Origin of the sequence: Flammeovirga sp. OC4 (genome assembly GCF_000812565.1) — a bacterium.
GTDB lineage: Bacteria > Bacteroidota > Bacteroidia > Cytophagales > Flammeovirgaceae > Flammeovirga.
On record NZ_JTAM01000004.1, the window covers coordinates 73670 to 98760 of the forward strand.

At 34.4% G+C, this 25091-nt stretch carries 18 protein-coding genes; 6 read left to right on the forward strand and 12 right to left on the reverse strand.

Features of this window, described 5'->3' with window-relative positions:
- Positions 1–18 precede the first annotated feature (18 nt).
- The 4 genes from cysN (at position 19) to PL77_RS04585 (ending at position 5299) form a co-directional block, all read left to right on the forward strand.
- Positions 19–1269 (forward strand): sulfate adenylyltransferase subunit CysN, encoded by a 1251-nt coding sequence (gene cysN, locus PL77_RS04570; protein ID WP_216595881.1) that lies wholly within the window; start codon positions 19–21, stop codon positions 1267–1269.
- 223 nt (positions 1270–1492) lie between these two features.
- On the forward strand, positions 1493–2230 hold the full coding sequence (locus PL77_RS04575; protein WP_044202233.1) for a hypothetical protein: 738 nt from the start codon (positions 1493–1495) through the stop codon (positions 2228–2230).
- 237 nt (positions 2231–2467) lie between these two features.
- The gene (locus PL77_RS04580; protein WP_044202235.1) at positions 2468–4219 is read left to right on the forward strand and encodes a hypothetical protein; all 1752 of its coding nucleotides are present in this window, start codon (positions 2468–2470) and stop codon (positions 4217–4219) included.
- A 255-nt stretch (positions 4220–4474) separates the two neighbouring features.
- On the forward strand, positions 4475–5299 hold the full coding sequence (locus PL77_RS04585; protein ID WP_156152239.1) for a hypothetical protein: 825 nt from the start codon (positions 4475–4477) through the stop codon (positions 5297–5299).
- A gap of 103 nt (positions 5300–5402) precedes the next feature.
- On the opposite strand, the gene tyrS is transcribed toward PL77_RS04585, so the two are convergent.
- From tyrS to PL77_RS04610, 5 genes are all read right to left on the reverse strand, one after another.
- A complete protein-coding gene (gene tyrS, locus PL77_RS04590) occupies positions 5403–6704 on the reverse strand; it encodes a tyrosine--tRNA ligase (RefSeq protein ID WP_044202239.1) in 1302 nt (433 codons plus the stop codon).
- Between the two features lie 67 nt (positions 6705–6771).
- Positions 6772–8928 carry a LysM peptidoglycan-binding domain-containing protein gene (locus PL77_RS30235; RefSeq protein ID WP_052444169.1) on the reverse strand — a complete coding sequence of 719 codons (2157 nt, stop codon included), beginning with the start codon at positions 8926–8928 and terminating at the stop codon, positions 6772–6774.
- Between the two features lie 504 nt (positions 8929–9432).
- The gene (gatA, locus tag PL77_RS04600; protein WP_044202240.1) at positions 9433–10857 is read right to left on the reverse strand and encodes an Asp-tRNA(Asn)/Glu-tRNA(Gln) amidotransferase subunit GatA; all 1425 of its coding nucleotides are present in this window, start codon (positions 10855–10857) and stop codon (positions 9433–9435) included.
- A 205-nt stretch (positions 10858–11062) separates the two neighbouring features.
- Positions 11063–11278, reverse strand: a complete 216-nt coding sequence (locus PL77_RS04605; protein ID WP_172665795.1) for a twin-arginine translocase TatA/TatE family subunit — start codon at positions 11276–11278, stop codon at positions 11063–11065.
- A gap of 62 nt (positions 11279–11340) precedes the next feature.
- The gene (locus tag PL77_RS04610) at positions 11341–13053 is read right to left on the reverse strand and encodes an ABC transporter ATP-binding protein (protein ID WP_172665803.1); all 1713 of its coding nucleotides are present in this window, start codon (positions 13051–13053) and stop codon (positions 11341–11343) included.
- A gap of 560 nt (positions 13054–13613) precedes the next feature.
- Here PL77_RS04610 and PL77_RS04615 point away from each other — a divergent pair.
- A complete protein-coding gene (locus tag PL77_RS04615) occupies positions 13614–14687 on the forward strand; it encodes a Glu/Leu/Phe/Val dehydrogenase (protein WP_044202245.1) in 1074 nt (357 codons plus the stop codon).
- A gap of 311 nt (positions 14688–14998) precedes the next feature.
- Positions 14999–15886: a hypothetical protein gene (locus PL77_RS04620; RefSeq protein WP_044202246.1), complete on the forward strand. Its 888-nt coding sequence runs from the start codon at positions 14999–15001 to the stop codon at positions 15884–15886.
- A 111-nt stretch (positions 15887–15997) separates the two neighbouring features.
- Here PL77_RS04620 and PL77_RS04625 read toward each other — a convergent pair whose 3' ends face one another.
- The 7 genes from PL77_RS04625 to PL77_RS04655 form a co-directional block, all read right to left on the reverse strand.
- Positions 15998–16996 carry a hypothetical protein gene (locus PL77_RS04625; protein WP_044202247.1) on the reverse strand — a complete coding sequence of 333 codons (999 nt, stop codon included), beginning with the start codon at positions 16994–16996 and terminating at the stop codon, positions 15998–16000.
- A gap of 349 nt (positions 16997–17345) precedes the next feature.
- Positions 17346–18473, reverse strand: coding sequence for a PepSY domain-containing protein (locus PL77_RS04630; RefSeq protein ID WP_172665796.1), 1128 nt, complete (start codon positions 18471–18473; stop codon positions 17346–17348).
- A gap of 62 nt (positions 18474–18535) precedes the next feature.
- Complete coding sequence (locus PL77_RS04635; RefSeq protein ID WP_044202249.1) at positions 18536–19153, reverse strand: hypothetical protein; 618 nt, start codon at positions 19151–19153, stop codon at positions 18536–18538.
- Between the two features lie 50 nt (positions 19154–19203).
- Positions 19204–20445 carry a hypothetical protein gene (locus PL77_RS04640; RefSeq protein ID WP_044202250.1) on the reverse strand — a complete coding sequence of 414 codons (1242 nt, stop codon included), beginning with the start codon at positions 20443–20445 and terminating at the stop codon, positions 19204–19206.
- 33 nt (positions 20446–20478) lie between these two features.
- Positions 20479–22863, reverse strand: a complete 2385-nt coding sequence (locus PL77_RS04645) for a TonB-dependent receptor (protein WP_044202251.1) — start codon at positions 22861–22863, stop codon at positions 20479–20481.
- 309 nt (positions 22864–23172) lie between these two features.
- On the reverse strand, positions 23173–24303 hold the full coding sequence (locus PL77_RS30240; RefSeq protein ID WP_172665797.1) for a PepSY domain-containing protein: 1131 nt from the start codon (positions 24301–24303) through the stop codon (positions 23173–23175).
- A 62-nt stretch (positions 24304–24365) separates the two neighbouring features.
- A complete protein-coding gene (locus PL77_RS04655) occupies positions 24366–24983 on the reverse strand; it encodes a hypothetical protein (protein WP_044202252.1) in 618 nt (205 codons plus the stop codon).
- Between the last annotated feature and the right edge of the window lie 108 nt (positions 24984–25091).

Below are 25091 nucleotides of genomic sequence, written 5' to 3' on the forward strand. Positions count from 1 at the left end.
TTAAGTCAAAACATCAAAGTGGAAATATTAAGATTTACAACAGCAGGTTCAGTTGATGACGGAAAAAGTACGTTAATTGGACGTTTATTATATGATTCAAAATCAATTTTTGAAGATCAATTAGATCAGGTTTCTGAAACTTCTAAAAGAAAAGGTTTAGAGCATGTTGATCTTTCTTTATTGACAGATGGTTTGAGAGCTGAAAGAGAGCAAGGCATTACAATTGATGTAGCTTACAGATATTTTGCAACTCCAAAGCGTAAGTTTATCATTGCCGACACTCCAGGTCATATTCAATACACAAGAAATATGGTAACGGGTGCTTCTACAGCCGACCTTGCATTGATTTTGATCGATGCTCGTAAAGGTTTAGTAGAGCAAACTCACCGTCACGCTATCATTGCATCTCTTCTTCAAATTCCTCACATGATTGTTTGTGTGAACAAAATGGACCTTGTGGACTATGACGAGGCTATCTTTGAAAAAATTCAAGAGGAGTTTAAAGAGTTTGCAGCAAAGCTGAACCTAAAGGATATTCGTTTTGTGCCAATTTCAGCATTGAAAGGTGACAACGTTGTAAACAGATCGGAGCAAACTCCTTGGTATAGCGGTGAAACTTTATTGCATACTTTAGAAAACATCTATATCAGCAGTGATAATAACTACATTGACCCTCGTTTTGCGGTTCAAACTATTATCCGTCCTCACTCTGATAAATTCCATGACTTCAGAGGTTACGCAGGCCGTATAAGCTCAGGTGTATTCAGAAAAGGTGATGATATTGTAGCTTTACCTTCAGGTTTCACTTCAAAAGTAAAGAACATCTTCAACGGAATGGAAGAGGTAGAAGAGGCTTTCCCTCCTCAATCTGTAACGATCACGTTGGAAGATGATATTGATATTTCAAGAGGTGATATGTTGGTTCGCCCTGACAACCAACCACAACAAACACAAGATTTGGATGTGATGTTGTGCTGGATGGATGATCAACCTCCAAGACCTAGAGCTAAATATATCTTGAAACATACTACTAATGAAGCAAGATGTATGATCAAGGGTATCAAGTACAAGATGAACATCAATACTCTAAGCCGTATTGAAGGTGACAAGTCTTTACATATGAATGATATCGCAAGAGTTCAGTTAAGAACTACTAAAGCAATTCTTTGGGATCCTTACAAATCTAACAGAATTACAGGTTCTTTGATTCTTGTAGATGAGGCAACTAACAATACTGTTGCTGCAGGTATGATCAGAAGAAGTAAATAGTATTTAAAATATACTTTTAGAAACAAAAGCCTTTGCTCTTTATAGAGTGAAGGCTTTTTGTATTTTACAAAGAAATCCACTTAACATTTCCTCTAACTATCACTCTATATATAACTTAAATAACAGATAATGCGTATTTTATAATACAACCATATAGAAGAACAGTATTCATAATAATACAATACTTACCCTTCTCTGCTATTCACTTACTACTTAAAATACTATGAAAACAACGAATGTGGCTCTTATTGTTCCATTGTTTGATAAAATACCTGTTTACTTTGATTTATTTTTAAATCAGTTATCCTACCAAAGAAATATAGACATTCTCATTTTAAGTAATTTAGACCTAAAACATTACCAATTCTTACCTCATATTGAAGTTCATTCTATCAAAAAACTAGATCATTTAGAAAAATATATCGAACAAGACCTTGAATGGTTTACTTCAACAAGAACCTATTGGGGTATTGGAAATAGTAACTTTCTGTATGGCAATTTGTATAAATTCATCCACCAACTTACTAAAAATAAGCCAGTACAGTTCACACTATCAGGTATCAATTGTAAGATGACTTTTTTCAGAAGTATTCCCTTCAAAAATAAGGAGGAAATTTCATTAGAAAATATGGAGATAGAGTTAAGTTCTGAAAATATTATTTCTTTTAATCAAGGTCGAATATTTAATTATTTCAATAGAAAAAGCTTTGCCTTTATGAATATTGAAAAGGCTATTCGAAGTAACTTATTTTCTCTACCAAAATGGGATGAAACACCTAATAAGTTTTATTTATCAAAATCTGGGTTCTACAATGAAAAGGAATTTAGAAACTACAGTCGACTTCATTTTCAACAAAAAATTAAAACAAGAGGCTTAAGGTATTTCATTTCTCTCCGACATTTTATCAAAAAACAAGTAGATGATATTGACATTACTCCGCAAGAAAAGCATCATGCATAATATCATTCTTTCCCATGAAATCACTATTTAATAGCAATGAACTGATTTTTCATTGCCCCATTAAGAGTATATCGTTTTTACTCATTCTCCATTTAATTTATTGGCATACTTTATGAATTTCATACTGTTTGTTAAAAAAAAGTATATTTACAGGCTATTTAATCATCGTTAAAATAATTTGTTAACGTATTTTATCTATTTTTACAACTTGTAAATAGATTATCAAGCTCCATTACAATGAATAAAAAAACTACATTAGGTTACCTGTTTTTTTTCATCTTATTTTTAGAATCACTACAGGTTTTTGCACAATCTTCAAATGTTCCTTACGATCCAGAGTACTATCATCTTATTGATCGTTATGAGATCAAACAAAAGAACTTTGGTAAAGTTTTCACTACCATAAAACCTTACAGCAGACAAGAAATTGCTGAATTTTTAGAAGGGTTTGACTCTACTTACAATGGTACACTTTCTGAAGCAGACAAGTACAACCTTTCCTATTTAGCACTTGATAATTGGGAACACATGTCTGACTCAACACTTGCCGATGTAAAAAAGCCATTCTTAAAATATTTTTATAGAAGTAAGATTGATTTCCTCAACGTTCATCAGAAAGATTTTGACCTCCATATTAACCCCGTGATCCTTTTTAGTGGTGGAGATGATAACTTAAATGCATCACGTCCATATGTAAACCAAAGAGGAGTGATCATGAGAGGTTCAATTGCTGGTAAAGTTGGATTTTACCTTCAAGCATCAGATAACCAAGAGAGGTTACCTTTTTATGCTCAACAATATTCTGCTTCACACAATGGAACTTTCCCTGGACAACAATGGAACAAATCAGAGGGTGATGTTGGAGACTATTTCAATGCACAAGGTTATATTACTTTCCAATTATTGAAAGACTATATAGGAACTGAATTTGGTAGAGGGAGAAACTTCATTGGTAACGGTTACCGTTCTTTGGCACTTTCTACTTTTGCTAATGACTATACCTATCTCAAATTAAATACTAGAGTTTGGCATTTAGAGTATACTAATATTTTTGCTCAAATGAACACTAGTAATACCAACCCAGCAGGTGGACATTTGCCTAAAAAATATATGGCAATGCATCACTTAGGATGGAATGTTACTAAAAACTTAAACGTAGGTCTTTTTGAGCAAGTAATTTTTAGTAGAACGGATTCAATTGGTAATAATACTTTTGATATCTCTTACTTAAACCCTTTCATTTTCTACCGTTCATTAGAGCATGGCTTGGGTGATGTTGATAATGTACAGGTGGGACTAGATGTAAAATGGAACATCTGGAATAAAGTACAGCTATACAGTCAAATCATCATGGATGATTTAAGTGTTAGTAATTTAGGCAAAGGTTATTTTGGTAATAAGTTCGCTTACCAATTTGGAGCTAAATATATTGATGCCTTTGGAGTATCTAATCTTGATCTTCACGGAGAAGTTAACGTAGTTGATCCTTATACTTACTCCCACAAGAATACCACTGGATCAAGTAATATACCTAATGGTTACCTTTATACAAACCAAGCGCATTATTATCAAGAATTAGCCCACCCTAATGGAGCTAACTTTTATGAACTCATCGGTATTGTAAGATATAGACCAAACTTCTTCCCTAAAATTTCTGCCGTGATCAAAGGTATGTATAGAGAACAAGGCATGAATGAACTTGATGACAAAGGAAATGTAGTCACAAATTATGGTTCTAATATCTTCTTAGATTACAATACTGCACCAGGTGCACCAGATGCTTATGGTGTAGAATTTCTTCAAGGCACAAAAGTAAGAACGATGTATGTTGATGCAACACTTACTTACTCACCTTTCCACAATGTATTTGTTGATTTGAGAGGCGTATTTAGAAATACATCAAGTGATGATGAAAGATATACTCAAAATGAAAATTATATAAGTGCAGCCGTTAGGTGGAATATCGGTCAAAGGTTATACGAGTTCTAGAACTCCGTTTATTCCCTTTGTATCACTATGTAATATCTCATTGGAATAATAATATTTTTCAGAGGAATGGTTCAAAATCATTCCTCTTTTTTTGTATTCAAATTTTAATCAAAATTCTAAAAATGGCTCATTTTGATTGTATTTTCTTTATATATTAATAAAATATTACATGAAAATCCTCTAATATGAATTTAATGTTAACTAAAAGTTACATAATTACGTATATTGTAATAACAACAAAGCTGTTACAAGTACATGAAATTCATCAAAAGCATATATCACCTTACCTTTACACTCATCATTTCGATGACTGTAAACGTATATGCTCAAGAAAATGATGTTACTTTATCTAAATACCAATCACATTCCATGTTGGAATATTATACCCTAAATCATTCAAATCAAGCATGGGAAAAAGATCAGTTTTACCTTTACTTTTCTCCACAAGAAAATATTTCTGGAGAGGAATTTAACACCATGAAAAATGAGGTAAACGATTGGGTAAATCATTGGAAAGCTCTTGAGCAAAAAAATAACCGATCAATCACAAAAAAATTATTTACTAAAACACGCCAAAAATTCTTGAAACGCTACAAAGAATGTAGTACGTTTTCTACACTTTTAGAAGATGGCAAATATGACTGCCTGAGTGGTACATTATTGTATGCTCACATTTTTCAAGAATTAGGCTATGACTATTCAATCCATCAAAATAATAGTCATGTATACATTATCGTTGAAGACCCTTATTTAGGAACAACTTTAATTGAGTCTACGGATGTATATGGCTATGTCATTGGAAAGAATAACATCAAGAAACGTATTGAGGGCTATGAAAAGAGATTAGAAAACTCACTTTTATATAGCAGGTACGGAATGAATTTAACGGAAACGTTAAGCATTAAAGATGTCGCTGGGTTACAATACTATAACTTAGCTGTTGCTTCATACAGAGCAAATGACCTTTATGAAGCTAAATTGTCATTGTACAAAGCGTCTATTATTACAGATTCTCCAAGAATCGAATATTTTAATTTCTATTTAGAAGAGAGCAACAATCTAGTCAGTGCAATGCGTTAGTCATTAAGCAGTTGTACAATTAAAATAGTTAGTTAATTTGAAAAAAGAATACCCTTCCACTTTTTAAGCAGAAGGGTATTTTTTATATCCTTTAAAGAAGGAATTATACTACTTTAATCAAGCAGTAATTTTTCTTTCCTTTCTGAGCAAGAATGTATTTCCCTTGAAGCAATTCTACATCTTTTGGAAGTTCACTTCCTTGTAATTTTGCTTTATTGATAGAAATACCTCCGCCTTTAATCATTCTTTTTGCTTCACCTTTAGAAGAGAATAATTGGTTGTCAGTACCTGTTGATACTAAATCAGCCATTTCTGCCATTCCTTCTAAATCGGCTTTAGAAATCTCTGACTGCATTACACCTTCGAATACTTGTAATAAAGTACGCTCGTCTAAAGATTTCAATTGATCCGTTACGTTCTTTCCGAATAAGATATTTGAAGCAGCAATAGCTGTATCTAATTCAGCTTGACCGTGAACTGCACGAGTAACTTCCTCTGCTAAACGCTTCTGAAGAATACGCGTATGAGGAGCCTCGTCATGATCAGCGATTAATTGATCAATCTCTTCTTTACCAATGAAAGTAAAGATTTTGATGTATTTCTTTGCATCATCATCCGCTACATTTAACCAGAATTGGTAGAATTGGTAAGGAGATGTTTTCTCAGGGTCTAACCAAACTGCACCACTCTCCGTTTTACCGAATTTAGTACCATCAGCTTTTGTGATCAATGGACAAGTAGCAGCATAAGCAGTACCTTGAGCCTTACGGCGAACTAGTTCAGTACCTGTTACAATATTACCCCACTGATCTGAACCACCAAATTGTAGTTTACAGTTCTTTGTTTTGTATAAATGGTAAAAATCCCAACCTTGTAATAATTGGTAAGTAAATTCAGTAAAAGAGATACCATTACCAGTAGCTAAACGTTTCTTTACAGAATCTTTAGCCATCATATAATTTACTGTAAGGTGCTTTCCTGCTTCACGAGCAAAATCGATGAAACTGAAATCCTTGAACCAATCATAGTTGTTTAAGATCTCCGCAGAGTTTTCACCACAATCAAAGTCCAAGAACTTTTCTAATTGTGCTTTCATTCCATCGATGTTCTTTTGGATTGTATCATCATCCAATAGAGATCTCTCAGCATCTTTAAAAGAAGGGTCGCCAATCATACCTGTTGCTCCACCTACAATCGCTAACGGCTTGTGCCCTGCTTTTTGTAAATGTCTCAATAACATTACAGATACCATATGACCAATATGCAATGAATCTGCTGTTGGATCAAAACCAACGTAAGCAGTTGTCATTTCTTTGTTCAATTGATCTTCAGTACCCGGCATCATGTCGTGCAGCATTCCTCTCCACTGCAACTCTTCAATAAGGTTTGTTTTTATATCTGCCATTTCTAATGTATTTCTAATTTGAATGCGCAATTTAACAGTAAAAGATCAAATGACCATTTAATGTTACCTAAGATTTTATTTTTAAGCGCTGTCCAACCTTCAAATTATTACTTTTCATATTATTTAAGCGTTTGATTTCTGAAACGCTAACACCATTATCCTGAGCAATCTGCCATAAGGTATCACCATTTTTCACTGTATAATACCCATCTTCGGATGTTGATGGTTTTGATGAAGTAGTTGTTTTCCCTTCATTTAATACACTAGCAGGCGATGGTGGAATCGTTAATTTCTGTCCCACTTTAATCGAAGAACCTGATAAATTATTTACCCTCTTTAAGTCTTTTACGTATACTCTATACCACTTTGCTATTTCAGTGATGCTATCTCCACTTTTCACAGTATGGTACCTTGTCTTTGCTGAAGGTCCATAACCGTTGCTCTTAGATGTGGAAGTAGTTGCAGTCACTGTATTGGAAGCTGAACTTGGTGATGTTGAGTATACTTTCAATTTCTGACCTTTGTAGATAGTAGAACCTCTCATACCATTCCAAGATCTTAACTTAGAAGCTGAAGTATTGTATTTTTCTGCAATTCCTCCTAGAGTCTCACCACTTCTAACCGTATGATATACTAATGTTCCACTAGCAGATGTTGTTTTCGTTTGTGCCTTTGGGGCTGCCGTTGTCTTCTGAACTGTAGCTTCAGGAGCTTTATATTTGCCTTCCTTGATCAATAATTTCTGACCTACATTAATTCTTGTACCTCTAAGGTTATTCAACTTTTGAATATCAGCCACATACACTCTGTACTTTTTGGCAATAATACCTAAAGTTTCTCCACTTCTTACTGTATGGTAGATACTTGCTCCACTTGTTTTTTTAGGCGTTGATGTCGTTGTTTTTTTAGCCTTTGGAGTAGATTTCTTTGAAGGGCCTGGGCTATAAGCATTTCCATAAATTTTCAATTTCTGACCAGGGTAAATGGTGTTACCACGGATATTATTCCATGCTCTTAAATTAGAAGTTTTCACTCTATGACGACTTGCAATAAGTCCTAAAGATTCTCCTCTTCTCACATAGTGATAGTAATATCCATCTCCAATATTTGCTCCTTCACCGGTGTATTTTACATTCGCTAAAATCTCATCTTGATTTTCTAGATAATACTCAAAACGGGCTTCGGGTATTCTGATTCTAAAGTTCTTTACATAGTTTGGTGCAAAACCAAAACGCAACGAAGCATTCATTAATTGAAGATCTTCTCGACAAACATTCAATTCATCTGCTAGTTTTCCAAGATCAATGGATTGACTTACAAAAATATCTTCAGCAGGAATCTCGTACATCGGCAAATCCTGAATCAAATTATGTTCTTCTGCATACGTCAGCACATAAGCCATTGCAACATATTGAGGTAAATACGACCTTGTTTCTCTTGGTAATTTTCTATAAATATCCCAGAATTTCTTTTTACCTGACCTTCTTTGTGCCTTTCTAATATTCCCAGGTCCACAGTTGTAAGCTGCAATTGCCAATTCCCAATCCCCATGATATTTATGTAAAAATTTCAAGTATCTTGCTGCCGCTCTTGTTGCTTTTTCAGGGTCCATTCTGTCATCAATCTGATAGGTCTGTTTCAACCCATAAGCCCTACCAGTTCTGGGCATAAATTGCCAAAGTCCTTTTGCTCCTACTCTTGATAATGCAACAGGCTTTAAAGCTGACTCAATAACTGCCAAATATTTTAATTCTGTTGGAACTCCTTCTTCTTCAAAAATACGTTCGAACATGGGAAAATACATCTGCTTTCTCTGGATGATCGAGAGTGTATAATCTCTTCTTCTTACTGAAAAGTAGTCGATAAATAACCGAACTCTATCATGATATGTAAGTGGAATTTCATTTTGCATTGCACTCAAACGCTCTCTGACCAAACTATCAGATACGTTGGGAACATAGTCATAAGTCTGGTCTGAAATATCAACTAAAATTGCTTCAGTTGTATCAAATTCATCAAAGTTTTCAAACCAAGGGGCATAAGGGGCTGCTTCCACAATTTCTAAAGTATCTGAAGGCATTAAATACCCTTCAGGTAATGCTACAGTATACAAACTATCTTGCCAAGTGGGTAAAACATTACCTTCATCTTGTGCAGATGCAATTGTAAATGATAAAGAAAATATGAATGCAAATGTATATTTAAAAATGCGTCTAAAAAGCATCACTTTATAACGTAAGTATTAGTATTTAATAATGAAATGAGATGATTATAAGCTTCACTTACTTTCTGACCAATATAGATTTAGGTTACTAAAATGAATCTTCCCTACTTCCTGTTTAGCAAATATAATCTATTAGGTAGCAAAAGAAGAATCTATTAAGATTTTACTGCTTTACAAATGATAAAAATATAGGCTGTTCTATTGAGATTACTATTTCCTATACCTTTAAACAGTTGTACAATTAAAATCGGAAGTTTTGAATTTTCTTTTTTAGCCTACTCTGCGTTAGAATATCATCACGTAGCTTCGGCTATGCTCTTCTATTCTGCCTTGATTAGACTAAAAAAATAATAATCCAACTTCTACCAATTTCAAATGTGCAAATGCTTAAAGTTCAACTGATAGGTTTCCAAACAATTGATTCATTAGAAAGCAGGATTCATAATAAAAAAGCCTCTACAAAAATGACATTCTGTAGAGGCTCTTCCTATTTTATATTTAAGACTAAAGCTCTTGCAAATAATGCGAGAACTGAAGCATTTTTTCTTCTTCAAAACGATTCGCCATGACTTGTAAACCAATCGTCAACCCATCTTTATCTTCTCCGTTTGGAATAGAAATCGCTGGTAACCCTGCCAATGAAGCATGTACGGTATATAAATCTCCTAAATACAATTCGAGAAGGTTATTTTCACCGTATTTACCAATTTCAAATGATGGAGTTGAAGTCGTTGGCATCAAGATAAAATCATACTCTGAAAGTATTTTCTCAGTGGTTTCCTTGATCAAACGTCTTACTTTTTGAGCTTTTGAGAAGTACGCGTCATAGTAACTAGCTGAAAGTACGAATGTACCCAACATGATTCTTCTCTTCACTTCATCGCCAAATCCTTCAGAACGTGATTTTTTATATAAACCTTCTAAGTCTACTTTGTCCTCGGTTCTATATCCATAACGTACACCATCAAAACGCTCTAAGTTCGTACTTGCTTCAGCCGTTGTAAGGATGTAGTATGTTGGAAGCAGGTAATCTAATAATGGGAACTCAATGGCTTCCACTTCATGACCTTCTGCTCTTAATTTTTCAATTTTCGCAAATGTCTTCTCTGAAATATCTTTATTTAAATGCTCACTCTCAACCGTTTCTTTGATATAAGCAATTTTCAATTTCTTTGTGGGCTTCTCTTCCACTGTTGCACTATATGAAGGTACAGGTTCTTGTGCAACTGTTGCGTCTTGATCATCCTCCCCAGCTATAATTTCTAATACTAATGAAGCATCAGGAACGTTGTTGGCAATCACGCCAATTGTATCAAAAGAAGATGCGTAAGCAATCAAACCCCATCTTGAAATACGAGAGTAGGTTGGTTTTAAACCTACAGTACCGGTAAATGCTGCTGGCTGACGAACTGATCCACCTGTATCAGAACCTAAAGATACCAAACAATGATCATCTGAAACGGCTACCGCTGATGCCCCCGAAGAACCACCCGGTACTCTTGTTTCATCAATATTGTTTTTTACTGGACCAAAAGCAGAGTTTTCATTTGATGATCCCATAGCAAACTCATCACAACTTTGTCTACCAATGATTATAGCATCCTCTGCTAATAATCGTTCCGTAGCTGTTGCTGAAAAAGGAGAAACATAACCATCCAACATATTGGAAGAGGCTTGAAGACCATGATCTTTGAAAGCAATAACGTCTTTTAGACCGACAACCATACCTGCCAATCTTCCTGCATTTCCTTCTTTGATTTTCTGATCCACTTTTGCAGCCTGTTGAAGTGCTTCTTCATTATACACTTCATTCCAAACATTAAGGTGTTTCTTTTCCTCAATTTTTGCTAAGTAATCTTCTACCAAAGCCACACAAGTCGTTTTCCCTTCGCTGAGTGCTTTCTTTATATCATCAAATGCTTTATACATAAGCTTGTGTTCGTTTTATTAGACTGCTTTTTTAAGTACCAAGACAAAAGTACTTACACTAAAGCTTTTAGTTTACCTGAAAAACTTCATAAAAAAAGAGAAGTTTATCCTTTCTAATGACAAAGATAAACTTCTCTTGGTTATTACGAAATATTTAACGAAAAATAGATTTCATTAAAAATATATCAAGATATATGACAATTGGTTATTTTTCTTCCTTCTTGTCTTCTTCTTTGATGCCTTTTTCAATCTCATCCGAGATTTGGTTTTTAGCGTCTTTGAACTCTCTGATACCACTACCGATTCCACGAGCTAACTCAGGGATACGCTTAGCACCAAATAGTAAAAGAACAACCAAACCGATGATTACCCACTCGAAACCACCTGGCATACCAAATAATAAAACTGAACTCAATTCCATGGTCGTATTTATTTTGTTTGTTACGTACCTTGCAAAGATACGATACTATATTCAAATATCAATTAAAGTTCTTCAACTTCTTTGTACTGCATTTCATATAAACGAGAATAGAACCCTTTGTGTTTCAGTAACTCTTCATGACTTCCACTCTCTTTGATCTCTCCTTTATCTAATACTATAATGTTATCTGCATTTCGAATCGTGGCCAAGCGGTGAGCAATCGCAATACTCGTTCTTCCTTTCATCATTGACTTGATTGCATCTTGAATCAATACCTCCGTTTCTGAATCCACTGAAGAAGTAGCTTCATCTAAAATAATAATTTTAGGATCATATACCATTGTTCTGACAAAAGACAATAATTGTCGTTGTCCTACAGAAAGTGTGGCTCCTCTTTCCATTACTTCATAATCCAAACCTCCAGGAAGCTTATCAATAAAAGATTTAGCTCCTACTAATTCCGCAGCTTCTAAAATCTGTTGGTCAGTGATTGATTTATCACCCAAAGTGATATTCTCTCTGATTGAACTAGAAAAAAGGAAAACGTCTTGTAATACAACACCAATATGCTTTCTGAGATTATAAAGATCATAAGATTTTACATCTCTTTTATTGACACAAATGCTTCCTTTATTGATTTCATAAAATCTCGATATCAAATTAATGATAGAAGATTTACCAGCACCTGTTGCACCCACTAAAGCCACCGTTTCTCCATTGTTTACTTTAAATGAAATATCTTTTAATACATAATCTTCATTCTTATAAGCAAACCAAACATTTTTGAATTCAATATCTCCATCAATATGATCTGTAGTATAAGTCCCTTCATTTGAAATCATGCTTTTATCATCCAGCAACTTTAATATTCTATCTGAAGAAACAATTCCCATCTGTAGTGTATTGAATCGATCGGCAATCATACGGATAGGTCTAAAGAAAAGGTTGATGTACATGATAAAGGCAATCAAAGTACCCAGTGTTGCATATCCATCCAAGACACTGTGTGCTCCCCACCATACCAATAAACCTGTACCTGACGCGGCAATAACTTCTGCAACCGGATAATAAATAGAGTAATATAAAACGGTACTTATATTGGCATCTCTGTGTTCCTTATTGATTTTTTTGAACTCCTCTTGTTCTCTTTTTTCAGCACTGAAAAGCTGCACCACATTCATACCTGTAATATGTTCTTGAACGAAGGTATTCAAGTTTGATACCGCATTTCTCACATCACCAAAAGCTACTTTAATTTTCTCTTTGAAAACGTAAGTTGAGAAAAGAAGAAGTGGTAAAACTGATAAACTAATGAGTGTTAATCGCCAATCAGTGTACAGCATAACTACAAAAATAAAGAACAACTGAAGAATATCTCCCAGCATTGCTGCTACTCCATTTGTAAATACTTCTGATAAAGTCTCTATATCCGATACTGCTCTCGTAACAAGGCGTCCAATGGGTGTATTGTCATAAAACTTCAACTTCAGTTTCAAGATATGATCATACAACTGCACACGCATATCTTTGACCACATGCTGTCCCAACCACCCCGATAAATAAGTATGGCAAAACTGCACTAAAGCCTGTAATAACTGTACGGCAATAAGTATAATGACCATTTGATTTAACCCTGGCATATCATTGTCCACGATATAATTATCAATGGTGTACTGTATTAGGTAGGGTCTTGTTGGGGCTAAAACACCCAACGATATGGTTAAGAAAACGAGTAGGATAAAATATTTGAAGTGAGGCTTCAAGAAAATCATCATTCTTGACAAGACTCTACCGTCAAATATCTGACCTGTTTTTTGTTCTTTTTTCACTGATAAATGAGTTATTGCTTGCAATCTGTCTTTCCGGTGATCACAATTTTATGTCTTATGTTCGAGTTGACTTAATTATTAATTCAATAAAGATACGGGAAGCACTCTATTGAAATACAAAAATGCATTGAATGTTTTAATTTTTTTGATATTCCTTCCTATAAATTTCCCAAAATGTAAAGAAGAATTAATGACATGCGTAAAACCCCAAGCATTAGAAATCGTAATTAAAGGCTTTTTTTCTAAAAAAAAGAGGAAATTTAAAATTCAATAGATTATTCTAAAAAATAAATGGATTTATTCCATAATAATTCATATAAATTGAAAATATTCAAATTATAAGTATAATATTTTGCAAACTCTTATAATATGATTTGCTTTAATGCGACTTGCAATACTATTTTGAAAATGTAAATTGCCATCACATTTAAATTTCCAAGCACAATTTCACGGATTGTGAAGTGCTGTTTATCAAGAATTAATCAAAGCAACAACAAAGTATAGTAATGGAAGATATCTCAATATTTGAAGAGGTCTCTAGCATGGGACATGAGCAGGTAGTTTATTGCCATGAGAAATCAACTGGCTTAAAAGCTATTATTGCTATTCATAATACAGTTTTAGGGCCAGCTTTAGGCGGTACTAGAATGTGGATGTACGACAATGAAGCACAAGCTACGAATGATGCCTTACGTTTATCAAGAGGTATGACGTTCAAAAATTCTATTGCTGGACTTAATCTTGGTGGAGGTAAAGCCGTAATCATTGGTGACGCAAGAAAACACAAGTCAGAAGCGATGTTGAGAGCTTATGGCCGTTTCTTGAAAAACCTTAATGGAAAATATATTACTGCAGAGGACGTAGGAATGAATGCAGGCGATATGGAACATATTGCAGCAGAAACTTCTTATGTAAGTGGTATGCCTGAGACGCGTGGCGGTTTGGGTGATCCATCTCCTTTTACTGCTTATACTACTTATATGGGTATGAAAGCAGCTGCTAAAAAACAATTTGGTACTGACAGCCTTGCTGGAAAGAAAGTTTCTATCCAAGGTGCAGGACACGTTGGAGAATACATCATCCAACACCTTGTTAAGGAAGGATGCGAAATTTATGTATCTGACTTCTATGAGGATCGTGTGAAAGATGTAGTGAATAAATATGGTATCAAAGGAGTGGCATTAGATGAAATCTATGACCTCGATGTAGATATTTATTCTCCGTGTGCATTAGGTGCTACTGTTAATGATGAGACATTGGAACGTTTGAAATGTTCGATCATTGCAGGTTGTGCCAACAATCAATTGGCTAACGAAAAAATCCATGGTGATTTAGCCAAGCAAAAAGGTATTCTTTATGCACCAGATTTCTTGATCAACTCAGGTGGCGTAATCAACGTATATGCTGAAGTGATCAAAACTTCTAAAGAATGGTCTTGGAACAAATGTGAGTTTGTGTATGATCAGACTTTAAAAGTATTCGAGCAATCGGAAGTTACGGGCAAAAATGCTCAGGAAGTAGCGATCGATATTGCCCAGCAACGTATCAATGAAGTTGCTGCAATCAAGAGCACATATTAATTTACCAATTCAAGGTTATCATATAAACAACCATCAAAAGCGTTCCCGAAAGGGAATGCTTTTTTTATTTCCAATAAACAGTGATTTTCATTATTGAAAGGCTTAAATTCAAACGACTGAGTAGTTTTATTCACTCTTAAAACTTATCTTGTTCATGTGCGAAGACAAGAGACTTTTTGTGATTACTCTTCAAGAAAAAAAATACTAAACTACCATAACTACTACACCTTACTGGAAGGTACTCATAAGAAGTAAAATTACTTTTTGACTTGGTACACTAATCAATTCTAACATTTTTTTAAGCTGACGCTATGCAACCTAATGACAAAATCACAAAGTGGAAAAGACAAAATAAGCTGATTCTAACAGGAATGATTCTTTTCACTTTTGCAATTATCCTTCTTCAATTAAGTTTTACTTCAACATTGAAAGGGCCTTTTGGTATTTTAATCACATTTATACTACTTGTCGGTTCTTATGCCCTTGTGATCTACCCTAAACATAAACTCAGATGGTTTTTATGGGCTTTTAAAAATGAAAACAATAAAGGGGAATTATTTCGATTAGCAGTGGATCAAAAAATCATCCATGAACATAACAATAGTTTTGCTTTTGCAAATAGCGAAGAAAAAGAACTAATCAAAAAGTACTACGATTTAGCAAAAGATGAAACTCTTTCAGCACAAAAAAATATTGAGATAGAGGAAGAACTCCTATTTTATAATGATAAGAGTAAAATAATTGGTTACTCATTTTATGCCTCAATTTCATTTATTCTATTTATGATCTTTCTGTTATTAGGACTTTCTAAAGAATTTGAAGGTTTTAATACATTCGGTAATATCATTATAGGACTCATTCCATTACTTGCCATTTTTGGTACACTAGGATTGATAAATACAATAAGAAACGTTTTTGACAATTCTATTAAACTAAGAATCAATACAAAAGGTATTCAAATTAAAAAAAATCATTTCCACTTGTGGAATGACATCCGACACTTTGATGTAAAAGAATCATCCATTCGTACAGGAAAAAGTACAACATATGTCCCTATGCTTCACCTAAAAATTAGAGGTATCGAAGAAAGGTTAGATATTTCATACTTGCCTGTCTCAATGGATGAACTGAGGGACTTAATTACTGAATATAAGATAAATGCAGGAAAGGAGAAGTCATTGGAACAGTTGGAGAACTAAACATAACATCAAAAAAATAAGGATACCACATGGTGGTACCCCTATTATAAAAATTTCGTGATTGAAACTTTTACCATTCTATGTTACTGTGATCTTTACTGTAAGCTATACTTACTTTTTTCTCCTTTTTAATTTCTTTACACCTTTAAAACCATACTCATCATAAGCTTCTTTTAAGTCAACTGTTTCTGTTGTACCGTCAGCTAATGTAATGTCTACAAGGTAGTCACAAGTACCGTCACCGTAGTTTACAGTGATTGTTGTTTCACCTTTTGTCATTACTTCAACACCTGAAACTGGTGCAAGTACTGGTTTATCTCCACCACAATCTTTTACATATGATAATGGTTCTGTAATCTCTGTTGAGAAGCTTTCTCCTTCTAAAGAACTTGTTACTGTTAATGAACCTGTTACAGTTTTAGTACCGTCGATTCTTTCAACATTTACATTTCTAACAATTTGTTCTGTATAAGCTTCTGTTGTATCTGTAGCAGCAAATGATAATGATAAGTTCACTGCTTTTGTGATGTCTGATGAAACTGGTGTTGGCTTTTCTTCCTCTTCAGTTCCTTCTTCAAATACCATTGTACCTTCCATTGAAACTGTACCACTTACTACTCTACCATTTTCTGTGAAGTCTTCAAACGTAGTCAAGTGACTTACTTCTCCTTCTGCTCTAGTGTGAACTTCAGTTACTTTACCAGAAACTGTTTCTCCTTCTTTGCTTTCGCAAGCACCGTTACTGAAATCAAAAACAACTGTTTTAGTATCTCCTTCCTCTGTTTTTGTAACATCAGCACATTCTACATAATGTCTAAGGTGGAAACGTTTACCGCATTCTCCTTTTCCTTTTTTAGGCTTATTGGCTTCTCCTCCAACTGATCTTGCATTAGATGCAGTGCTCGCTGAAAGGCCTCTATCCATTGCATCATCTGCAAGGTTATCTGTATAATCTTGAACTTCAAGGTTTGTAGAAAGTTCTGATGCCTCTGTAGATGCTTCTTCTAATACTGTAAACTGAGCGTCTACTGAAGAGCCATCATTTGAGTCATTACAAGCAACCATTACAGATAAAAGAGCGATTCCGATTCCAATGTTTCTTAATTTCATTTCCTTAGATATTTAAAGAGTTAAATAGATTTTTTATGTTTTGGTGAACTGCTTTATTGCAGTGTCATTCATAGAAAGAGAGACACCTCATTTTTGTACTCAAAAAAAAATATCTTTTTTCAAAAAAAAATCAAAAACCCTTTAAACAGCTCAAAATCGAAGGTTTTTTCTATAAAAAATATTTTACTTTTTTTTCAAAACTAGATTTAGGGTCTGAAAATCTTGTGATATAGTCTGACTTTTTAAAAATAAAAAACCTGATTTGGCTCTATCAAATCTATAAAATTGATAAGATGAGGAGTCAAATCAGGTTTAGGATAATTTTGAATTCATCGAGTTCCTGTCAAAATCAAAGTTTTCTTACCCAAATCAATATACCTGTTACAGGCATTGAGCAAGCGATCATGGTCACTATGAAATAAAGTATAATTCCACTTAAGCCAAGTATTTCACCAGTGTGCAATGGAAGAGATACTTCCATAAACTGATCGGCAATACTTTGATCTGAAAATAAGATCAGCTTTTTGAACTGCCCATCTTTTCCATATTTCACATGATCAGGCACTACAGCTGAAAAAATACTTTCCTGCTTAATTTTAGTGATTTGATAGTTGGGATTATCTTCTGTTGGGAAATGAATGGTAGTAATTCCTTTATAAGGCAATCTTTGGTTACTATCTTCTAATAACTGATTCAATGAGACGGATGCTTCTTTTTTCTTCTCTTCTTGATTGTCAATTGATTCTTCTAAAAAAGAGGCAAATACATTAGACAATTCACTTTTCATAGCCTCCGCATTGGCTTCGTTTAGTACAGGTTGCCCTCCTAATGAAACCACCACAGCACTTTTGACCCAAGCATAAGAAACGTACAAGCCAGTAATAGAAATAAATAACAACAGGAGAAAAGTGTAGAAACCCAGTGTATTGTGAAGGTCATAAATGATTCTTGGCAATTTGGCGGACCATTTAATAGTAAATCCTTGTTTCCACTGTTTTTTATTTTTAGGAAACCATAAAACCAAACCAGAGACTAGCAGTACTACAAATATTAAAATAGAAACTCCAACAATATGATTTCCTACTTTACCTAATAATAGGTTCTTATGTATACTTTTCATCAAATCGAAAAAGTGACCGATGGATCGGCTACTACTTCCTATAATTTTACCAGATGTGGGGTGTATATAAAAGTGACCATCATAATCCTCTTCTACATCATGATAAGCTACTAAGATATTTCTTGAAAAGTCACTGGGGTAAATAATAGTGGTGACTTGTCGATTTTCTTCTAGAAAGTTGGTTTTAATTTTATCTGGTTGAATCCAATTCGCATCTGTTTCTTGTGAATTAAATACGACCTCATAATTGAGCAGCTCTGCTATTTGTGTTTTAAAGGAATACATGGCTCCTGAAAAACAGACAATAAAAACTACTACACTTGATAAAAGTCCGAGCCACAAATGTGACACGGACATAATATATTTGAAAAGGGATTCCTTTTTTCTTCTTTTTCTGAATAAGGATTGTTTCAGACGCATTATCCTTTTTCGTTTTGACCTCTATAACTTTCCTTTTTGATTAACTCTAAATATTGAGCATACTGATCATCAGAAAAGATTTTTTGAAGCGCTACTTTGCGGTCTTCATTGAATTGATTCCAATACATTGTTGCCGCTTCTCCATTACCATGATAATGGTCGTGGGCATCTCTAAATGCTTTAGTAAAAGCTTCGTTTACCGCTTTATATTGTACTGCTTGTGTAGAATCCAATGCTAGTGTCTGAACAATTTCTGTTTTTAATTCGTCTGAATAATCCGACTGCCCTGGCATATATCTTTTCACAAACTCATGCGTCAACTCTTTTTGCTCCTCATTCATCAATGCTTTTAGAGCCTCTTCTTGTTTAGTATAAGAAGTCTTCATTATTTTCATGTACCCCTTACGGCTCATTTTGCCCGATGCCTTTAATTCTTCAAGCTGCGTTTGTCTGTTTTCTTCATATGAAGTGACAATTGCATCATATTTTTCTTCTTGGTCTGCTGAAAGGTTCAATTCAGCTTTTAGCTTAGTGAAGTCTATACCTCTTCTCTTTTTTTCATTTCCACAAGAAAACAAAACAGAGACTGTTGCTAGTATTAAAAGAAACTTTTTCATTTCGATAAAATCTAAAAAGGGAAAGGAAAAGCCTCTCCCTATAAAACATATTATTTATAAATACCTTGTACGAAGATGTTACCACCATCTAATTGAGCACCTTTTTCAGTAGTAGTACCTTCAAACTGCCAGATATATGCATTTTCGGTTGATGGGCTCACTGCAATGTTGAATACACCTTCTTCCATTGCACCACTTTGGTAATAGAACATATTGGACTTTGGCACTTCTGATAAAATCTCAATTGATTTTGTATTGACATCGAAATAAGCCATTTCATATCTATCCTCTACTTCAGCACCTAAAGAAATATCTTCCAAAGCGATATACCCTTTTCCTTCACCTACATGATGGAAATGAACAGAGCCTACACTTCTACCTAAAACATTTCTAATGTTGAATTCATAGTTTAAATCATAATTACCATCAGCATCTAACCTTGTAATTACAGCATCAGAACCATCAGTGGTCATATTCACTTGATATACGTAGTTCTCGTGTACAAACATAGCTGTACCTCTGTAACCATATGTATCACCAATTGAAGCTGGAGTAGTAGTTACTTGTGGATTATCTAAAGAAGGCCAATCCAATACTAAAGTTGCCAACTCATCAGGGCGAGGTGTATCTTCTACATCAGGCTCACCTACTTTTCTATATGCTGTTCCATAATATACCTTGTTACCGTACACAACAGGAGCATCTACACGAAATACATAATCCTCACCCACAGTAAATGTACCTAGTTCATACTGTACAAAGTCTGTTTCAGAATTGAAAACTAAACCAGGTATGCCCACCTTAGCTACCTGTAAAAAAACTGTAATGCTTCTCTCGTCATCAGATGCAGTATTAACAACATTGTGTGCTAATAGATATTCATCACTAACTGCTCCAAATCTTGGATACTCTCCTAACCAAGTACTCAGATTGACCGTCTGAATTTTGTTGTAGCTTCTGTTGTCATCATACTCCAATTCATGAATCTGGCCTGTACCATAGTTTAGATTATAAATTCTTCCACCTGCTGCTAAAACTCTCGCCGAACGAACACCTTCCATCTGATATCCATTGTTGATAAAAGTTAAGGTCGTATCCACAATATTTTTTGTTGGTTGCATAAATACTGTAGCATCACCATCAGGGTCTGCCACATCAGCTGCTACGTGAAATACTGTTCTACCATCTTCACCACCGGTAGAAGGTTCATCATTTTTATCACAAGCTGTCAATCCAAATAGAGCTGAAGCCACAAAAAGCCCCGCTAACTTTGAAGTAGTTGATAATTTCATATTTATACTATGTATGCTTTGAAAATTAGGTTTTTAAAAAACGGAATAGCTTACTTTAAAGTAAAAGCCTCTTCCAGGTTGTTGAATGGCAAAGTTGTCGAACACTTGTTCGTTAAAGATATTTTTGATGTCTAAGCTAATTGCCAGTTTATTTTGAGGAAAGCGATAGGACGCTCCAATATCATTTACAAATTGAGTAGGAATCACATCTTTGTTATCGCTTCCAATATGGTACCAGTATCTGTAATATTCGTGTACATACCTCATATTCCAATACACCTGTAGTTGTCCTTTTGATTTGATCAACTCTGTCATATCATAACGCATATTGGTGTTGAACTGTAGGTAGGGAAGGTTTTTCAAACGAGCTCTATAAAGGTGGTCTATTTCTCCTTTTGAGGTATACTTGTTGTTATACCTTGTGTCATTATAGGAACCAGAGAATGTAAAGTAAAACTTCCTATTGTAATCATAATCAATTTGAAGATCGACTCCTTTGGATAGTACTTTAGAGAAGTTTTCATAAAAGAAATACTCCCCTTTCGTATCGACACTTCTTTGAATCATATTATTGACGTTTCTATGGAAAAAAGTAGTAGAAAAAGTCAATGCATGATCTCCCATGTAAATTTCTCCATATCTTAAACCTAAGTTTAAGTTATTACTGACTTCAGGGTTTAAATCCAGATTAGAAATACCATTTTCGGCTCCGTTACCAAAAATCTCATCCGGCATTGGTAATCTTACTGCTTGCTCTGCAGATAACTGTACAGTAAATTTTTCAGTTACATCATAACTTGAAGCAACCCCATAACCGTAATTTGTATCATTCGATTGCTTTGGTAAAGGGTGGTATTCTCCACCACTGTAGGTATGATAAAGTGCATTTACAGTATATGAATATTGTTTCGCAAATACATTGGTTCTTAATTTCCCATCCCATGCAGTATTAGAATAAGAAAGTCCCATTACACTCTTAAAGATATTTTGATAATCATTACTTGTGTCTTCACCTAAACCTGCTTCACGATTAAAACCAGTTCTTCTATAGTCAGTGATGATTCCACTTAAGTTGAAGATATTGTTATCATTAATGGTATAAGAAGCACTAAAACGATTGATAAAAGTTCCTTCATCAGTAGTGGAATGAACTGGATCTCCCATCTCTCCTCCAACAGGTCTTTGGGTTTCAACATCCCCATGCCAATTGTATTTGTTTTTTGTAGTATCTACCAGTATTCTTGTATTCATCGCATACGAAGAGAACAAGCTAACATCCAACCCTTTGGTTACAAAATCTTTCTTTTGATAGCTAATACTAGGCACCAAATTACCTTGTGTATAATATCTTTCACCAAAAGGAACATTCATTGTGGCACCATGTTGTACCTCCTTGTACATATCTGAATATACCATACTGATGAAAAACTGATCTGCCCATTTTACATCCGTAAAACCAATATCCATTTTGGTACCATAAGCTTTATACCCATCATTAAAACGTCTTGCTTTAACTTCTGATTCTCTGCCATTGTTGGGGTCCGAAACCGTCACATCTTTTCCCCAAACCTCATAATTATTGTCAGCATAATTATAAAACATGGAACCTCTAAAAGTAAATCCGTTCTTTTTATTTCTGTGAGAACCATTTAATGCCACTTGATGTGTATTGAACGAACCCACCGAATAAGATAAGTCTAATGAATTTTTCTTTGCATTTTTTGTTTTGATGTTGATGGCTCCACCCAAGGCGTCAGAGCCTAAAGTTACAGGAACAACTCCTTTGTAGACTTCCATTGATTCAATCAGATTTACAGGAAGAGAGTTGATAGAATACGAAGCTCCATAATACTCCATTGGCACACCATCAATAAAAATTCTTACTGCATTTCCTCCCAAACCATTAATACTGTATTTGGTTCTAGAGCCTAAACCTCCTTCTTGTCTAACATTAATGCCTGATGTTTGATCCAATAATGTATTTAATTCTACAGATTGAATGGCTACTTTTTCAGTATCGATTCTCTTCGATGCAAAACCTTGCTTCTCCATTTGAGTCTTTTCAGACTCACCTACTACCAATACTTCATCTAGCTTCACCTCACTTTCAGATAAAGAGATAACTATATTATTTATGCCACTTTCAGATACATTAATTTTTTTTGAATAGGAAGAATGTCCAGTATGAGTCACAACTAGTTCGTAATCGCCTACCGGTACCTTAGGTAAGGTAAAATGGCCGTTTTCATCCGTATAGCCTCCTTTTTTCAAGTCTTTCAAAAGGATAGTACAAAATGGAATTCCTTTGTTTGATTGGGAATCTATTACCCTTCCGGAAACATTGGTTTTATTTTGTGCGTTGGCTAGTGAAGTCGATAAAATTAGGATATTTATTAAAAGTAAGATACGAGGTATCATACATTAAATTAGGTTTTTATTTAGATCAATTTTAAATAACAATACAAGAATACTATTTAGAAAAATTCCAAACAATGTTATTCTCACTTATTAACAAAGGCTGTAAGAACTCAAACAACCTAACCAAAACAATCCCAATGCTTTATCTATTTCCTAAAAATAAAAGAAACCCAACTTCATTGATTTGAAGAAGGGTTTTCCAAAAAATATTGTCAATTAAAAGTTTTTAAATATCAGCTAACACCGCGTACATCATTCTTTAGTTGACAGTTGTAGAAAGTACTCAATGTCTTTTCAGAAGGTGTTTATTTATAATTTTCTAACCCAAATCAAAATTCCTGTAACAGGCATTGAACATGCAATCATTGTTACCACGAAATAAAGAATAATGCCACTTAGACCAAGAATTTCACCTGTATGCAGTGGTAAAGAAACTTCCATGAATTGATCTGCAATACTTTGATCAGAAAACAAAATAAGTTTCTTGAATTGACCATCTTTTCCATATTTTACATGGTCTGGTACAACTGCCGAAAAAATACTTTCTTGTTTGACTTTAGTAATTTGGTAATGGGGATTATCATCCGTTGGCAGTTGAATTGTCGTGATCGCTTTGTAAGGCAATCTTCGATTACTGTCCTCGATCAGTTGGTTTAAAGAAACATCTACCTGCTGCTTTTCTTTTTCAACTTGATTATCCATTGATTCTTCCAAAAAAGATGCAAACACATTGGACAGTTCACTTTTCATGGCATCAGCATTTGAAGCATTCAATACGGGTTGTCCCCCCAAAGAAACGACTACCGCACTCTTTACCCATGCGTAAGAAACATATAACCCCGTAATGGAAATAAATAATAGTAATAGAAAAGTATAAAAACCTAATGTATTGTGAAGGTCATAAATTACTCTCGGTAGTTTAGCAGACCATTTGATCTGAAAGCCTTTTTTCCATTGCTTTTTATTCGAAGGAAACCACAATATCAACCCAGAAATCAGTAGTACTACAAAAATCAATATCGATATACCCACCAGATGATTTCCAATTTTACCCAGTAATAGATTTTTATGAATACTTCTCATTAAATCAAAAAATGCTCCTGTTGATTGAGCATTGCTTCCCACAATATCTCCGGTAGAAGGGTGTACATAATAGTGCCCATCAAAGTCTTCTTCAAGATCATGGAAAAAGACCATTACATTTCTTGAGAAATCACTGGGGTAGATCATCCTTGTGACTTGCTTTTTTTCTTTTAGAAAATTTATTTTAATCGTCTCCGGTTTTACCCAATTTGAGTGATTTGCTTCAGTATTGAAGACCACGTCATAGTTTAACAGTTCTGAAATTTGTGTTTTGAAGGAATACATTGCTCCAGAAAGACAAACGACAAACACTACTATACTTGATAAAAGTCCGAGCCACAAATGTGACACGGACATGATGTATTTAAAAAGAGATTCCTTTTTTCTTCTTTTTCTGAATAAGGATTTTTTCAGGCGCATTATCCTCTCTCGTTTTGACCTCTGTAGCTTTCCTTTTTGATCAACTCCAAATATTGAGCGTATTGCTCTACCGTAAAGATTTTTTGAAGAGCAGCCTTACGGTCTTCGTTGAATTGATTCCAGTACATATTAGCAGCTTCACCATTGCCATGGTAGTGGTCATGTGCATCTCTGTAGGCTTTTGTAAAAGCTTGATTTACTGCTTTGTATTTTACTGTTTGAGCTGAATCTAATGCCAATGTTTGAATCACTTCAGCCTTCAACTCATCAGAATAATCAGATTGTCCTGGCATATTTCTTTTCATAAACTCATGGACCAACACTTGTTGCTCTTCGCTTAAGAAAGCTTGTAATTCTTCTTCTTGTTTTTTGAATGAAGTCTTCATGATTTTCATAAAACCTTTACGGTTCATTTTACCTGAAGCTTTCATCTCTTCAAATTGTTGTTTTCTCTCTTCTTCACTTTTAGTGACAATTGCATCATATTTTGCTACTTGATCTTCTGTCAACTGCAATTGACCTTTCAATTTATCGAAGTCTATTCCTCTTCTTCCTTTTTCTTCTGAACAAGAAAAAAAGAGTGTTGTTGCCATTAATAATATTACTAGCTTTTTCATCTTATTATTTTAAGTTTAAAAAAGAATAAGGAGGTCTAAAAATCAAAAGACCTTTACCCTCCCCATTTTCTCATATATTCCGAACGACTTTTAACATGATGAACTGAT